This window comes from Flintibacter sp. (assembly GCF_046973065.1).
Genome location: NZ_JBKVXZ010000034.1, coordinates 1 through 15254 on the forward strand (window position 1 = coordinate 1; position 15254 = coordinate 15254).

Here is a 15254-nt window from a genome sequence, read left to right on the forward strand (position 1 = left end):
CTCGCGGTTCGCAGGGCGTCATAGGCGTCAGCCAAGGCAACCACATGGACATAGGGAGTAATATGCCGGCCCGTCAGTCCGTCCGGATAACCGCCGCCGTCCCACCGCTCGTGATGATGGAGACAAATGTCATATAGGACATCATAATAGGGGTACTGCCGCAGAGTGGGTATGGCACGCAGCAACCGGACGCCCAGCGCGGGGTGCTGCTGCAGGATCCTGCGCTCCTCCAGCGTCAGCTTTCCGCTCTTTTGGAGGATGGACCTGGGAAGGCTCTGTTTCCCGATGTCGTGGAAACGGGACAGGTAGACGACCCGCCGGACCTCCTCTTCCGTCATAGCCGGGATGACACGCCCCTCGCAGAAGGCCGTCAGAAGCCGGTGGAGCAGGGGCTGGAAGAAAGCACTGTGAGAATTGGATAGGGCATCTTGGGCCGTCGGCTCCAAAAGCTGGAGAGACGCATGATATGTGTGATCCATAATATACGGACCTCCTTTAGATATGGCTGGGGCAGCCCTCTTTACAGAGCCGCCCCAGCATTCAGAGTAGGATCAGTAGCCAGTCTTAGGCAGGGTCGGGGTCGAGGTGTACTTGCGGATGATGGTCACCCAGCTGGCCTGGGCGGTCTGCCAGGTCCCCTGATACTGGCCGCCGGCATCCGCTCGGTTGACCAGCTGGTAGCCATTGACTGTGCTTCCGCTGACGATGACGCTCAGGGTGGGGCCAGTGATGCTCTGGAATCCCACAGGCACCTTGCCAAAGTCGAAGTAAACGTCAGTGACCACCTCTCCGGCCTGCATGGGGATGGCGTTGAGACTGAAGGAGTAGTTGTTGCTGGTGAGCAGGTTGGAAGCCAATACCTGATAGTCCGCCGTATAGTTGGTCTTATAGAGGATCCGGTAATTCAGGCGGGCACTGTAGGTGCCGGTGGTCAGGGTGGTGCCCCGGGCCACATCCGTCGGGATGCGGTCATGCCAGAAGAAGTTCTCCAAATCCACATTGCTGGTGTTGGCTACCGTGATGTCATACCGCATGGTCTGGCCGGCCAGCACCTCGGCGTTGCCCCGCTTGGTGATGGTCACGCCCAGGTTGGAGGGCTTATCGTAAGCGGAGAGCTTGATGATTTGACCCGCATATTCCAAGGTGATATCATGAATAGCCGGATCCACCTGCCAATAGGCTGGGGCGGTCACCTCCTGGATCTTGTATCGTCCCAGGGGGAGCGGGCGGGATGCGGCAACGCCCCGGGCATCGGTGGTGATATAGTCCACCACTTTGCCGCTGCGCTCCTGGACGATCTCAAAGACGGCGCCCTTCAGCGGAGTTCCGGCGGGCGTGCCGGTCACCGGGTTGTACTCCTCAGCGTATTTATAGATCTGGATCTGGCCGGTAATGGGGACATTCTCCCACTCGATCTCAATCGTGCGGCCCGGCTTGACATAGACTGTCTTGTACTCTTCGTCTAACTCATAGCCCTCGGCCGCCTCTAATTCCCGGATGTAGAAGCGGCCCTTGCCCTCCGCCAACGCCTCATCAATATAGATATAGCCGTTCTGGTCGGTAGTGTACTCGCCGATGGGGTTCTTATTGGCATCGTACAGGAGAAACTTTACATCGTAGATGCCCTCGCCGGTGACACTGTCGATTTTGTGGATGATGATGCCGCTGAAGGCCTTGTTCTCCACCTTGAGGACAGTGGTCTTGCCATCCTCTACCTCGAAATAATGGGGAGTGTCATCCAGTTTGAACCCCTCTCCGGCCTCGATCTCCACGGCATAATAGGCACCGTCCTTCAGAGCGAGGAAAGCGCGGCCATTTTTATCTGTGGTGATGGTGTCGATCAATTCATCATCGATTTTCCGGATCTCGAAAGTGGTATCCGGGATGCGCTCATTGGTATCATCCGCGTTGACCTTGACGATCTCCACGCCACCCACAGGATCGTTATACACCGTGATCGTCTGGGTATCCTCGGGATTGACCTCCACTGTCTGGATCCGTGTGGCCTCGTCGATGGTGTACCCCTCGATGGTCTTGGTTTCCTTGACCACGATGGTGCCTGTGACTCCGCCGATGCGGATCTCGCCGTTCTGGTCAGTGGTATAGAGGCCTTTGCTGGAGAGATGTCCGTTATCCGAATCCACATATCCGCCGTCCGCGTAGGTCAGTTCGAACTCCACCCCGGCCAGCGGCTCTTTCGTGACGGAGTCCAATTTCCGGATGACGAGAGTGCCCTTGGCCTCGTTGTAGAAGCGCAAAGTCTGCACCTCGCCAGCCTTGATCTTGATACTCTTGGGAGTTCCATCCAGGACATAGCCCTCCAGAGTTTTGATCTCCCGCGCGGTAACGGTAATTCCAGGCTCCAAATCGTTGATAACGATGCGCCCGGCCTCATCGGTGATATATTCCCCGTTGGAGGGACCGACCACCGCGCCGGAGCTGTCGGTGACCAGGAAAGTCACGCCCTTCAGAGGTGTGGTGGTGCCCTCGATATACTTCTCGATCACCAGAGTTGTGCTGGGGGTATTGGTGAAATAGAGCGTCTGGGTGTCATTGGGGTGGACCACCACCGTCTGAGTCTGGCTGCCGGGGTCGATGGTGTAGCCAGGGATGGTCTTGGTTTCCGTCACTACCAGTGTGCCTACCACACCGTTGATCTGGATCTTGCCCTCCTTATTCGTCACATACAGGCCGTTGCTGGAGATATGGCCGTTTTCATCAGGAACAAATTCGCCAGAAGCAGTCGTAACCTTGAAGGTGACGCCAGCCAAGGGTTTCCCGGTGAGACTATCCCGCTTGTCGATGATCAGGGTGCCGGCCTGGGAGTTTTTAATGACTACGGTCTGGGTATCACCCTTGGGGCCGATGACCACATTGGTGGAGGGCTGGTCCATCACATAGCCCTCCGGAGCCTTGATCTCCGTGATTACGTAAGCGCCGGGGATCAGGTTGGTGATTCGGATCTCACCGCTGCTGTCCGTGGTAAAGATGCCATTCTGCGTAAGGGTGCTGTCACCGATGACGCCGTTCAGCCCGACTTCGCAACCGGCGGCAGTCGTTACCCGGAACTCAGCACCAGGCAGGGGCTTATTGGTTTCGCTGTCCCGCTTCTGGATGATGAGGGCGCCCTTGGGGGTGTTCTTAAAGGTCAGGCTGACCGTGCGCCCCTCCTTGATCTGGACCGTCTGGCTCTGCGTATCCAGAATGAAGCCGTCCGGGGCGCGGGCTTCGGTCACCACCACGCTCTTGCCGGGTTTCAGGCCGGAAATGCGGATCTCGCCGTTCTCATCGGTGCGGAAGATGCCATTGCTGTCTCCGATCAGGGTCCCATCCGCGTAGGCGATCTTGAACTCCGCATCTTGGAGCGTGATGCTGGGGTTGACATCGCAGACCTTGCGGATGAGCAGCTGCCCGTCCGGCATATTCTCAAATCGGACGGTGACGACGCTCTGCTCACCGCTGTCTGCCAGGAAGATCGTCTCGGAGGACTGGATGATGGAGTACCCATCTGCCGGGTCCACCTCCTCCAGAATGTAGGTGCCGCTTTTCAGCCCGGTCCAGATGGCGGTCCCGTTTTTCCCGGTGACTTTCTGGCCGATGACGGTCCCGCCAGTGCCAGAGGTGCCGCCCAAATAACGCAGCTGGAAGGTGCAGCCAGGCAGGGCTTCATGGGTCACACTGTCATACTTTTCTACGATGATGGCATTGAGCGGCACATTTTCAAAGGTGACCGTCTTGCTCTCGCTGCCGTGGAGGATGATCTTCTGGGTGGTAGGTTCCTTCATCTGGAATCCAGGGGCAGGGCGGATTTCGGTGATGGTGTACTCTCCGGGATAGAGCCGCTTGCCCTGCTCGTGAAGCCGGATCTCGCCCTTGGCATCGGTCAGGATCTCACCGAAGTCGATGGTGCCGGGGGCCTCCGCCGCCTCACCGTTGCTCACATAAGTCACATGGAAAAGCGCCCCCTCGATGGGAGCGCCGGCAACACTGTCTACCTTGTAGATAGTCAACTCCGGGGCCTTTCGATTTTTGAAGGTCAGTGTCTTTTCTTCCCCTGCGTTGAGGGATACGGTCTGCTCCCGGTCAGCATCCTTGTCCGGCAGATAGTACGGGGCAGGGACCGCCATTTCCACGATCTTATAGCTGCCGGGGACCAGCCGGAGCTTGACCGTGCCATCCTTGCCAGTGGTCACATCGCTGCGGTGATCGTTGTCGATGCCGATGATACGGAACACAGTATTGGGGATCTTGACCGCAGGATCATCCGCATCCATCTTGGCGATGGTCAGCTCCGGCTGCTTCAGGTTATCGAATACCAATTCTCTGCTGTCGCCGGGGCCAAGGTAGATGGTCTGGGTGGGGGTGCTGCTGACCACATAGGGGTCAGGGACAGAGATCTCGGTCACGGTATAGCTGTCCACGGGAATGCCGGTCAGGGTGGCCTTACCGTTGGGGCCGGTGACTACATCCTGATGGTAGCCGTGCTGGATGCCCTTGATCTCAAAGTGAGTGCCAGGGATGCCATCGCCGGTCTGCTCATCCCGCTTGAAGATGGTGAGATCAGGCAGCCGCTGATCCACAGCGGTCACCCGGACTGTGCCGCCGCCATCTACTGTGGCCTGATCCACATGGGCAATGACCGGCTCTGTCAGGACAGCGTAGGGCTCCGGGACGGAAACCTCAACGAAGGCATACATTCCCTCGGTCACATTGGGGACGATGATGATGCCATCCCGGCCCGTTTCTTCCGTTGCAATGATCTGGCCATCCTTGACGATGTTGAACACAGCACCAGGCAGCGGATCATTGGACTTATCCAGCTTCAGCAGTTCCAGCTTGACCTTGGCGTCGTTCTCGAAGACCAGAGAGACATCCGTCTTTCCATCCCAATGGAATTCCTGCCGAACCTTGCTGGGGTCGGAACTGGTGGTATAGCCGGTGGGTGGCGTTACCTCAGTGGCCACATAACTGCCGATGGGCATAGTGTCCCAGGGCACATCGGTCAGGTAGCCGCCCAGACCGGTCGTATATGTGCCAGTAAAACTGTTATCCACGCCATCGATGCGGATAACAGCGCCGGCAAGGCCCTTGGTGGGATCGTCCGCATCTACCTTACGGATACTGCCATCCCCGGTAATAACGGGCGTATCCATGAAGGTGACGACCACTTCCGTGCCATTATCACGGGGAAGAACAACGTATTGGGGTCCGGCGTTGTCGATCTCATAGCCCTCCGGGGGTTCCAGTTCTGTGATGGAGTAGGTGCCCGCCTCCAGCGGACCGACTATCACTGTACCGTCTCGCCCAGTAACTACTTCTTTGGAGTAGGTTCCGTTATTGGATTGAACAAGGAATTTTGCGCCAGCCAAACCTTTATTGGGATTGGTTGCGTCCACTTTTTTAATGGTCAGGTCATACTTTTCGCGGGTGATCGTAAGCCGGCCAACCAAGACCGCCTGTACATCATTGGCGGGATGATAGGAGGAACCGGGGCCTGCATAGTGATACTCATAGACATCACAGTCGCCCCAAACGCCCTGCTCACCAAGGCCGAGAATGTACAGTGCACGATCTCGGAAGGACCATCCCTCTAACTCATCGTCGATGCTTTTGAAGTTTGTCCCGTTGATGTTGTTGTGGACGTACATGAGTTCTTCAGCACATGCTGTCGCAGGGTCAGAGAACAAGCCCTCCTTATATCGCCAGACGATAGCCTGCACCCAGGCGTTCATCACCCAAACATAATCAGGGCTCCATGTCTCCGCGACACCGAGGGAAATGGCTTGATCCGTAAACACCCCGGAGGTGTGGCAATAGAAGTAAGCCATCATGTTCTTCACAGTAGGATCGCTGATCGGCTCAGGCTTATCCCACTTATGGCCTTCCAACGACCAGCCCATCCCTTTTCCCTTTTCAGAGCAGAAGCCCATGACGCTATCGCCGTCATAGTCATATCGCATCTGGTGCATATAACAGACACCCAGCGCCGGAGACTCATAGTGGGTGCCGTTGTAGGTACAATTGGTCAGTTTGATCGTACTTGGGGTCGTTTCAGCAGCGAATGCTGCGGTCGGAAACAGGCCAAGCACACAGAGCAAGGCCAACAGCATCGAAAGAAGTCTGCTGCCAAGTTTGGTCATGCTTTTCATGTGAGTAGTGCTCCTTAATTCATAGAGTAGTAGTGTTTTAAGCCCCTCTCCAAGGGCTCTTTCAGAGCATTCGGGCACAAAAAAGGTCTCCCAGCATAGCTGAGAGACCTCGTTTTATAACGGATCATGCTCCATATGGATTATAGGCACCCGGCCTGCCTACGATCATATAGCAGTAGGTAACACCATTCTCCCGTGCAACGCCGACCCCGATGGAATCGCCATCAGCGACAGTCATTGTCCGGAAATGACCGGGCGAATTGACCCAGTTTTCCACCGCCTGCTCGGCTACATGGTCGGTGGGACAGAGTGTGAATACAGTCAGATTGATGCCAAAACCGTGGGGGTAACCGCTTCGAGCGACCGCCTCACACTCCTCCAGATCATGATGCCAGGTGTAGTGCTTGTCCGCACACTCCTGAGCTGCGGCCATAAGCCTGTCATCAATTCGCAGGAACTGTGCTCCATTCTGCATCCGCACATCATTGATCCGCTCCACCATTTCGGAGCGAACGGCTTCCAGATCATCGGTGGGAAGAGAGGGCTGGCCGGTATAGGGCTTGTCGCTCTCCACCTGTACGCAGTGGTTTTCATTGTCCCAGTAGACATTGAAACCGACCGCCTCGCCAATGTCGCGCAGCCGCACATAGTTGCTGCCGTTGATGGCATAAGCCTCCATCTGAACCGGCTCTCCGTCCAGATAGAATTGGTTGGCGCTGGGGAAGGCTTTGAGAAATGCTTCCGCCGCTTGGGCGATATTCCCCCCAAGCAGCACCGCGCCCATCAGGATACCGATGAGCAGGCAGGCCATTCGTTGTTTCATGTTGGAAAACCTCCTTCTTCATCTCGTGATAATACTTAATACGAAATCTAAGGAAGGCTTTTCAACATCATTCTACAAAATCTCTATCAGGAGACTTTAACCGACCTCGACAGCCTGCGCCATCCACCGCACACTGTAATCGCCTGCCACACAGGTGATCATGGTGATCCGGTTATCTGAGGTGGGTTCCAAATAGCTCCAGTCGTTGCTGGCAATTTTCCGCACAGTTTCCACTTCATAAGTCCGGGTGCCGGCAGAGGTGGTGTAGGTGACCGTGTCGCCGATCTCCAGAGTCTTGATGGCGCCGATCACATACTTCGCCCCACGGTTGTGGCCGCAGAGCCCTACGTTTCCATCCCAGACACTGGTGCTGGTGAAATGTCCCAGCCCCTTGTTCATACTGGCGGTCGTTTCCCCTTCCCATAGATAGTAATTCTTGACGCCGATGGCGGGGATTGACACCTTGCCAATAGCTCCGTTGGAGAGCAGGAAATCATCGGTCAGCTCAGTATACTGGGAGATTCCGGGCAGTTCCACGTCACCCCAAATCAATGAACCGGAATTTTCAATTCCAGGCAGGGTGACTGTATTCCCGCCGCTGTTGCCGATCCCATAGCCGCCGGTTCCGCTGCCGGCAGCCACAGCAGCCTGCAGACCGGGCAGAAGAGCCTTCTCCATGATGCCGGTCTGGGTGGTGCTGAAGCTGCCGTATTCCAGTTCCGAGATTTGGTAATCCACCACATTGGGTCCGCCATAATTGTACTGGGATCCGTAGACCTCCTCATAGGATGTGGAATCGTAGTACTCCGGCGTGCCATCGGTGACAAAATCGTAGTCAGCGGCCTGGGCCCCCACTGTCAGCATGGAGAGCATGGCGGCGATCAGCAGGGTAATAGATAAGAGTCTTTTCATCCTGTTCTCCTTTTAAATGATGGGCGTTAAAGTGTCCACATTGAATTCATGCCAGGCGTCCCCGTCCCCTCGGAGGACTGTATAGACATAATCGCCCTCCTGACACTGCACAGTAAAGTTCTGGTCAACAAGTTCCTTTGCCAGCGAGCGTTTGACCTCAACGGCTACCACGCCGGTGGGATAGGGCTCCGTCTTCCGCAAGTCGATGCTGGGATATTTCGCGTCCGCGCGGAACTTGGCGACCAGCTTGTAGTCGCGGGGCCTGTCGCCAGGAATGTAGACGTACACATTCTTGCGGCGTGTAAAAAGGAGAACGCCGAAACCGGCCGCCAGGGCCAGCAGCATGAAAGCGCCAATGGCGAGCAGTGGGGAGTCGGAAAGGCCGGCAAAGAGGCCGGAATCGCCGCCAAAAAGTTTTCCTCCCTCCGCCGAAACAGTCTCCACGCCGGTGTAGACCACGGTGTAGGTCACGCTCTCGATGCCTTCGGAGACCACCTCACCATGATACTCCGCTGTGGTCACATAGCCGGTGGCAGCCTTCCAGCTGGTAGAGGCGGTATAGGTGGCCACCGCCTGCCAGGAGGATGGGGACAACGTCTCGCCCACAAGGTCGGTCCCGGTGACCTGCCACTCCACGCCGGCCAGAGACAGCGTCCTGCCGTTCTTTACTGTGGTGGCCGGGACATAGGACATATCATTGCGGTCCAGGTTGGAGATCACCTTAGTTGCAGAAACTGTGCCGTGCTTGGTGGTGTATCCTGACGCAACAGTGGTCAGGGTGGTATGATCCAGATCCAGTTCGCCCACATATTCCCCATCGTCATAGGGGATACTGGGAGCCAGCGCCGCCAGGATATCGGTGAGGTCGTCGCTGGAGGTCTCTACCGTCACCGTCTCAGTCACAGCCTTGGCGTCCAGAAAGGGCTGCTCCTCCTTGGTCGTGTAGGCCCAGGTGTAGGTAAAGCCATCGTAGTCAAAGGACGGCTCCTTCAGAGTGTCCGGGTCAACCTCCGGTGAGAGTACATAGGTTTTGACCAAGCGCTGCTGCCCATTCAGGTTTTCCACCACTAATTCCTCTGGTACTTCCGCGGCAAAGGCGCTGGTCATCAGAGACAGGGCAAGCAGCAGGCACAGCGCCAGATGTCTGATATGCTTCATAAAAAGGCCGCTCCTTCTTTACAGATTTTGTTTGATGATGCGGGTAATGATGCCAATGGCGACACCCTGTTCCTCATCGATCCGGGTCACCGCAAAACTGACGTCATCCTTTTTACCGGGATAGCGGGGATCATAGCAGGAGTGGGCGATGGCATTGACGCCATTATTGAGGCGAATAAAAACGACGCCATTTCTGACGTCGGTGACCCGCCCCGCATACCGGCATTGGGGCATACATTTCTTCAGATTGTCGTGGCTGTTGGTGGCGGACACGCTGCGGGCATCCACCCGGATGGTCGATGTTCCACGTCGGTGCGGTTAATCTTCAGCACCCGTACCAGGATACGGTCGCCCACGTTGAAGTGGTCACGGGCGTTGCCGATCCACTCCCAGGACAGGCCCCGGGCTACAATGGAGGTCTCCACGCCGAAAACTTCTACCCGGATGACTTTTTCAGCCACCGCAACCACACGGGCCTGGACCACACGGCCCTCATAGATCAGATGCTCACCCATTTCATCGGTATCCAGGTAGAAGGTCTGCCGTTTTCGGAGCATAGCCTCCCGGCGGCTGCCCACCACGCTGCGGCTGTCATTGTCGTAGCCCTTCACGATGAAGTCGATCTCCGAGCCAAGCCGGGCGTTGAGGATGCGGTTGAGCTGGTCCATCAGTTCCATGAACTCACGGCCGGAGGGGGTCTTGCCGGTGTAGAGCATCATCTCCTTGACGGGGATGGCCACCCGGAAGCCCCGGTAGTTGACCACGGCGAGGGTCAATCCCGATTCCGTTTTCTCTACGCCATCCAACATGCCGGTGAGGATACGCCGGGTGCGGTGGGAGTTCTGGATGTCATGCCAGATGATGGCCTCCCGGTCTTCATCGGTCTGGATCTCATCCCGGGCATCGATGGTCAACACCCGTTCCCGGCGGCGGCTTGCTGCGGCGGTAATGGGTATCGTCCGCTCCACACGCCGGGCAGAGGGTGTGCGGCGCTCCGGTTCGGACTGACCTTCCAAATTTTCATCAGAAGGATCGGCTCCATTGGGATCACTGCTTTCATCAGGGAGGCCCAGTGGGTCATCAGTACTACCGTCCTCACGGGGCATTTCTGAATCGGTAAGTAACGGCGTTTCCCCTGTATCATCCGCCCCGGCCTCGCCCAGTTCTTTCAAAAGGGCGGCATAGTCATCGGATACCTCAGCCTCTCCGCCCACCGGGCTGCCTTCAGGAGGTCCTCCCCCTCCGGCGTCATCATCAGCAGGCAAAGAGTCTTGCGGTTCATCTTCAGGGGTAGCCCCATCCGGTTCAGAGACTGTCTGCTCCTCATTAGGCTGCGCCCCACTACCAGACATACCCTCGCCGGTGAGAGGGGCATCACCACCACCGCTGGCGTTATCTTCGATGGAAGCATCGGAGCCGGCCTCTGGGGGCACAGACCTGTCAACCGAGGATGCGAGATACTCCTGTTCCATCTGTGCGAGTGTCTCCTCACTGGGAGCAGCGTCATTTCCAGCAGGTCCTTCGGCCACAGCGCCTTCCACGGCGTCCATGGTCTGATCCATGATCTCTTGCTCGTTGGGGTCAGGGGCAACGCTTTTCTTCCTTGGCATAAAAATTATTCCTCCTTTTTCACATTCGGTTTTGACAAGATGGATTCTTTGGTTGCGGCTATAATTGTGGTTTTGGACGCCGGCTTGCCGCCAGGCTGGTCTACCTCCACCGCCGGGATGGCCCGCGCTGCAGGGGTGTGTCCTCTGGCCGCTGCGGGTTTTGCCACCTTTGAGGCTTTCGGCGCCGCTTTTTCCTTGTGGGCTGGCTTCTGGGCAGGCGTTGGGGAGGCACAAGCTGTCTCCAGCGGTTTCTCACGCCATGCAGGGATATGGGCGGCGGCCTTGCTTGCCCGAAGTTTCTTGGACTCCGGATGCTTGGAATAGTCGTACTTATCAACCTCCAATACCTTTTTCCCGCGGATGATGACCAGCGCCTTATCGGTGTCCATACGCAGGACCTCATCCATCGTCATCAGCTTCCGGCGGCCCACGCCGCTGGTCTCTCGATACTCCGGGGTATAATTCGAGATGCGCCAGGTGCCCAGCTGCTTTGCCTTGCTGGTGACGCTGATGCTGGCTTCGCCGGTGCGGTCTGAAATAAATTGGGCGGTGAGGGCATCCGTACAGCCCAAAAATAACTGGACGTCGCAGTTGCCCAGGATCTCCTGCCACTGGTTGTAGGGATACCGGTTTTGGAGACCCGCTAAATTTTGAAACACGGCCGAAAGACTGAGGCGGCGAGACCTGATCACTGAGATTTTTCGGGACAGATCCGGGATCACCCCAGTGGCACACAGTTCTTCCCCCAAAACATGGACAGGGACGGGCAACTCCCCATTGGGACATTGCTCGTCCGCAAAGCGTACCAGCTTGATAAAAATAAAAGACAGGAACAGCGAGGAGAGGAAGTCAAAGGTCGAATCCTGGTCGCTGGTGATGCAGTAATAGGCGCAGGGCTTCTGGCCCGGTAATTCCAGGTCGATCTCGTCATAGGCGGTGATGTTGCGGATATCCTGATTCTGAAACACCTGAAGCCGGCTTCCCAGCCCGATGATGACGCCGCCCCGCACATTTTCTGAGGACTGCTTGAAGATGCTGTAAGGGGCCTTGGCCGGATGACCAACCGGCAGGATGTCAAACAGGGCGTTCAGTTCCTTCTCGCTGCTCATGGCAAGCAGTTGGTAGACCTCACCAATGTTCCGCTTCTCCGGCGGGTAATTATTGCTCACATACAGCACCAATGCCTTGAGCAGATTGAGTTCGGCGTTGTCCCAGAAGTGGTCGCCCCGCTCACTGCCGGTGTTCTTGATGACCACATCACAAAACAGTTGGGCCATCAGCTCTTTCCCTTCGATCTCCGACAGGCAGTTCCAGGAGTCCGAGGCAGATGGCGTTACCAGATTGAAGACGCGGACGGTGTAGCCCTTGCTGCGCAGGTACTCGCTGGTTTTTTCGTATAGTTCTGATTTGGGATCCGTAAGGACCATGCTGGAGCCCCTCGCCGCACACTGCAGGATCATATTGACACAGAAGGCTCTGGTCTTTTTTGAGCCGGAGGCCCCATACACGGCGATGTTTCCGTTGAAGCGGGTATCCTCCGGGATGCAGACCACCTGGCCGTCCAGTTCGCCCAAAATGGTCCCGTGGTGCTTGCGGATGTCTGACACCAGATCCAGGACGCCTTTCATTTCCTTTTTGGTCATGAATCCAGCTGTCCCGTAGGTGCCCTTATTGGAGTAAATGAGATTGCGGTCCCGGTCATATTCTCCTGCCTCGCTGTAGCCCATACGCATGACCATGAATACGAGGATGCCGATGACCGCGACGCAGATCCCCACCCCATATAGGCCGTAAGGGAATCGGAAAGCCGCCAGGATACAGGGAAAAAAACCGGGGTCCGGGAACTCCGGCGATGTACCGCTATACAGCGTACCGCCAGCCTGCTGCCAGACATGGTGGTTATATAGGAACTGGCTGATATACCCGCCCCCATAGAGCAGTGCCACGATGGCAATGGGCAGAACGGCCAGCGCCTTAATCAGTTGTTTGCGGGATACGGAAAACACTCCCTTCAAATGCGTCAAAGTCAATGCACTGAATCGTGACCCTTGGGCCGCAGACCCGCCGCAGTGCCGGCTCCTGAAAATCAAAACAGTAGACCGTGCCGGTCTGCCCGTGCAGACCGAGAGCATCGTCAAAACGCCGGATGCGGGGCATATCGCAGGTATAGCCGAACAGCACAGGACCCCCATGTTCATCTAGGGCGTCATGCTCAATGAGCCAGTTGGGCCTTCCCTCGGACAGATCCTCCGACAGAATCCCATCCAGTGCCGCCTTCAGCTCCGGGTCACACAAGAGCCGCAGCAATACTTCCCCGCGATGGTCGAGAGTCAGGTAGTGGAAACAGCAAAATGTGCCGTTCATGATGAGGTAGTTTCTTGTTTCCTTGTCGCCTTGGCCCATCAGAGTCTCCAGTTGGTCCATACCATCGCCAAAGACGATGGCACCCGGGGGCGAATCCATAAACCTCTCCGCCAGTCTCCCGTGGCACAGGTCTGTTTGCATCATGGCTTTGAGCCGAACTTCAGCCTTGTACTCCCACTTCATCCGGGCGTCAGCGGTGTTATAGACGGCATAGATACCGCCATCACAAAGCAGGATGCCGGTGGAACGTGAGCCGCGGATCATGGTCGCTTGCACACCAATCTCCTTCACCTCTCTGGAACCATAGTAGGCAGGGCCGATATACAAGCCGGTGTCGTGTGATCCTGACTGGAATACAGGCGGCTTTTCCCAAGGAAAGGTCAGTAGGCCAGAATTGTATGCTGTGACCAGCACCTCGGCCATCCGGTGCAGACGCAGGCGGTGTGGGACTGAGTATTTTGGTGCGTTGGTGGCGGTGTCGCCGGTAAAGAGAGAGAGGTATCTGTCTGGCTGTCTCGCCACCAGAAGTCTTTTGGCTGTGGAGGTCAGGCGCAGGCCGCGAAGTCCATCGTGGTAGTAGGTGCGAAGGAGTTTTTCCCGCTTGAGGGATTTAACGGAATACGCCTTGTAACTGGCAGAGCCGGGGAGCCTGCCTACCAGTGCGGACGGCATCTCGCCGGACAGAGCAATGAGGGTCAGCAACAGATCGGGGAAGGTATTGGGCGATGGCAGCGGCCCCTTTCGCCTGGTCACATACACCGCCCCCTCGTTGCCGTTTTTACGCCCAGGGTGTTCTTAACCTGGGCGTTTTTTTGTCCACCCCATGTCCGCGAGAGCGTTGGTATGCGGGACTTTTCAGATCCACCACGTATATCCCAAAACTGTGCGGGGTAAACAGGCCAAAATGGGATATGGTTTTGGGGACCTTTCAGGCTATAATTCCGATATGGATTGCAGGGCCGCCCGCTTCCTCTCCAGCCAATCGGGAAACCGGGTGCTGTCCATGATGGAGATGCGGGTGCAGTCCGCGTCCCCCAACTCCGTTGTGTGATAGGCGTCACACAGCAGTCCGCTGTCATCTGTGAGCAGAAAGGACGCCGCCACATCCAGAAATTGCTTGAGTTCCAGATTGTCGTAGTCCCGAACACGGCGCTCCGGCAGATCCCTGCTGTAAATCAGGGAGAAGCACACGACACAATGGCGCAGCCGGGGCATGGGATTGCTTTTGACATACTGGCCGAGGGCGGCGGTAAAGGGGTCAAGCAGATATTCCGTGCTCTGCTGCTGCTTTCGCTTAGGATGCAGACAGGGCAGCGTGATCTCCAAAATGCCACCCTCAGACCGGATCTCAATGCCCTGCATAACCGCGGCGGAGGTCAAGTACTCGTCTCTGGTGACGCTGGTGGTGGCGTAGAGCAGATGCCGCAGACGGCAGGCGATCCGCTCCGCCCGAAGCGCCGCGTCAGTGGACAACACTTCGTAGTTGTCGGGATAACGCTGGATGTCGGTGGTGTTGAGCGCATACAGCGCATTCGTGAGCCGTGAAATGTCCGATAAAATTGATGTGATGCGCTGTGAAAGGACAGCTCGTTCCAAATTGCTTCCTCCTTTATTCCTTTTGGTAGTAGTGAACATCTCCCTCCGGAGACACGGTGCAGTAGCCGCTGGCGTTGGGGATCTGAAGCTGTTCGATCTGTCCAGGGTCATCCACCAATATCAGGTATCTGGAGGGGTGCTCTCCAGTGGAAGATAGAACATAAGACAAAAGGGTATCTTTCCCCTGAGCTGCGTGGATGATCTCATAGATCTCGCCATCGGCGAAGAAGATGATTTTGGCGGGATACTCCGCAACTGAGTGGTACTCCACTTGGTCAATAAAATCCGCCAGCACCCAGACTGCGGCCAGAAGGCCGCGGTCAATATCCTCAGCGCACTCCGGCGTGGGGCAGTACAGGCCGTCAATATAGTAGATGCGGTCCTGCTTGGTGAGATAAGACAGCAGATTTTTCATCGTCTCCCGCTTGCTGGGATAAAGGCGAAGAACCTGCTCCTCGGTCAATGCCCGGTACATGGTGATGTCCCGCAGCAGGCTTTTGGCTTCCTTCCCATAGAGTTCCGTTCGTGTTTTCATTTTGTGATACCTTCCTCCCGACGTAATACCGCCGTCATAAGACGCATATCTGGCAAGGCGTTTCCGTCATAGCGCCGTCATGGAGACGCACACGGAGATTGGATGCA

At 56.6% G+C, this 15254-nt stretch carries 11 protein-coding genes; all 11 read right to left on the minus strand.

The genetic code is table 11. From position 1 onward, the window contains the following. Positions 1 to 479, minus strand: a 479-nt coding sequence (locus ACLTXB_RS12190; protein ID WP_428227193.1) for an HD-GYP domain-containing protein, incomplete at its 3' end; no start/stop codon positions are given. A 72-nt stretch (positions 480 to 551) separates the two neighbouring features. Next, positions 552 to 6149 carry a SpaA isopeptide-forming pilin-related protein gene (locus ACLTXB_RS12195; protein WP_428227194.1) on the minus strand — a complete coding sequence of 1866 codons (5598 nt, stop codon included), beginning with the start codon at positions 6147 to 6149 and terminating at the stop codon, positions 552 to 554. Between the two features lie 124 nt (positions 6150 to 6273). Next, entirely contained in the window at positions 6274 to 6972 is a 699-nt protein-coding gene (locus tag ACLTXB_RS12200) for a CAP domain-containing protein (protein WP_428227195.1), read from the minus strand. 96 nt (positions 6973 to 7068) lie between these two features. Next, positions 7069 to 7884 carry a class D sortase gene (locus tag ACLTXB_RS12205; protein WP_428227196.1) on the minus strand — a complete coding sequence of 272 codons (816 nt, stop codon included), beginning with the start codon at positions 7882 to 7884 and terminating at the stop codon, positions 7069 to 7071. Between the two features lie 12 nt (positions 7885 to 7896). After that, the gene (locus ACLTXB_RS12210; protein ID WP_428227197.1) at positions 7897 to 9042 is read right to left on the minus strand and encodes a hypothetical protein; all 1146 of its coding nucleotides are present in this window, start codon (positions 9040 to 9042) and stop codon (positions 7897 to 7899) included. A gap of 18 nt (positions 9043 to 9060) precedes the next feature. After that, positions 9061 to 9315, minus strand: a complete 255-nt coding sequence (locus tag ACLTXB_RS12215) for a hypothetical protein (protein WP_428227198.1) — start codon at positions 9313 to 9315, stop codon at positions 9061 to 9063. Continuing rightward, the gene (locus ACLTXB_RS12220; RefSeq protein WP_428227199.1) at positions 9285 to 10652 is read right to left on the minus strand and encodes a S1 RNA-binding domain-containing protein; all 1368 of its coding nucleotides are present in this window, start codon (positions 10650 to 10652) and stop codon (positions 9285 to 9287) included. Before ACLTXB_RS12220 ends, ACLTXB_RS12215 begins: the two co-directional genes overlap by 31 nt. A 5-nt stretch (positions 10653 to 10657) precedes the next feature. After that, positions 10658 to 12658 (minus strand): VirD4-like conjugal transfer protein, CD1115 family, encoded by a 2001-nt coding sequence (locus ACLTXB_RS12225; protein ID WP_428227223.1) that lies wholly within the window; start codon positions 12656 to 12658, stop codon positions 10658 to 10660. Further along, complete coding sequence (locus ACLTXB_RS12230; RefSeq protein ID WP_428227200.1) at positions 12627 to 13769, minus strand: hypothetical protein; 1143 nt, start codon at positions 13767 to 13769, stop codon at positions 12627 to 12629. Before ACLTXB_RS12230 ends, ACLTXB_RS12225 begins: the two co-directional genes overlap by 32 nt. A gap of 180 nt (positions 13770 to 13949) precedes the next feature. Next, entirely contained in the window at positions 13950 to 14612 is a 663-nt protein-coding gene (locus ACLTXB_RS12235) for a DUF6100 family protein (RefSeq protein WP_428227201.1), read from the minus strand. Positions 14613 to 14625: 13 nt separating this feature from the next. Then, positions 14626 to 15147 (minus strand): DUF5697 family protein, encoded by a 522-nt coding sequence (locus tag ACLTXB_RS12240; protein WP_428227202.1) that lies wholly within the window; start codon positions 15145 to 15147, stop codon positions 14626 to 14628. Positions 15148 to 15254: the final 107 nt, after the last annotated feature.

Bases quoted from the DNA above. Each gene is read 5' to 3' on its own strand.
- ACLTXB_RS12195 (WP_428227194.1), bottom strand. From the start codon at position 6,149: ATGAAAAGCATGACCAAACTTGGCAGCAGACTTCTTTCGATGCTGTTG.
- ACLTXB_RS12200 (WP_428227195.1), bottom strand. From the start codon at position 6,972: ATGAAACAACGAATGGCCTGCCTGCTCATCGGTATCCTGATGGGCGCG.
- ACLTXB_RS12205 (WP_428227196.1), bottom strand. From the start codon at position 7,884: ATGAAAAGACTCTTATCTATTACCCTGCTGATCGCCGCCATGCTCTCC.
- ACLTXB_RS12210 (WP_428227197.1), bottom strand. From the start codon at position 9,042: ATGAAGCATATCAGACATCTGGCGCTGTGCCTGCTGCTTGCCCTGTCT.
- ACLTXB_RS12220 (WP_428227199.1), bottom strand. From the start codon at position 10,652: ATGCCAAGGAAGAAAAGCGTTGCCCCTGACCCCAACGAGCAAGAGATC.
- ACLTXB_RS12240 (WP_428227202.1), bottom strand. From the start codon at position 15,147: ATGAAAACACGAACGGAACTCTATGGGAAGGAAGCCAAAAGCCTGCTG.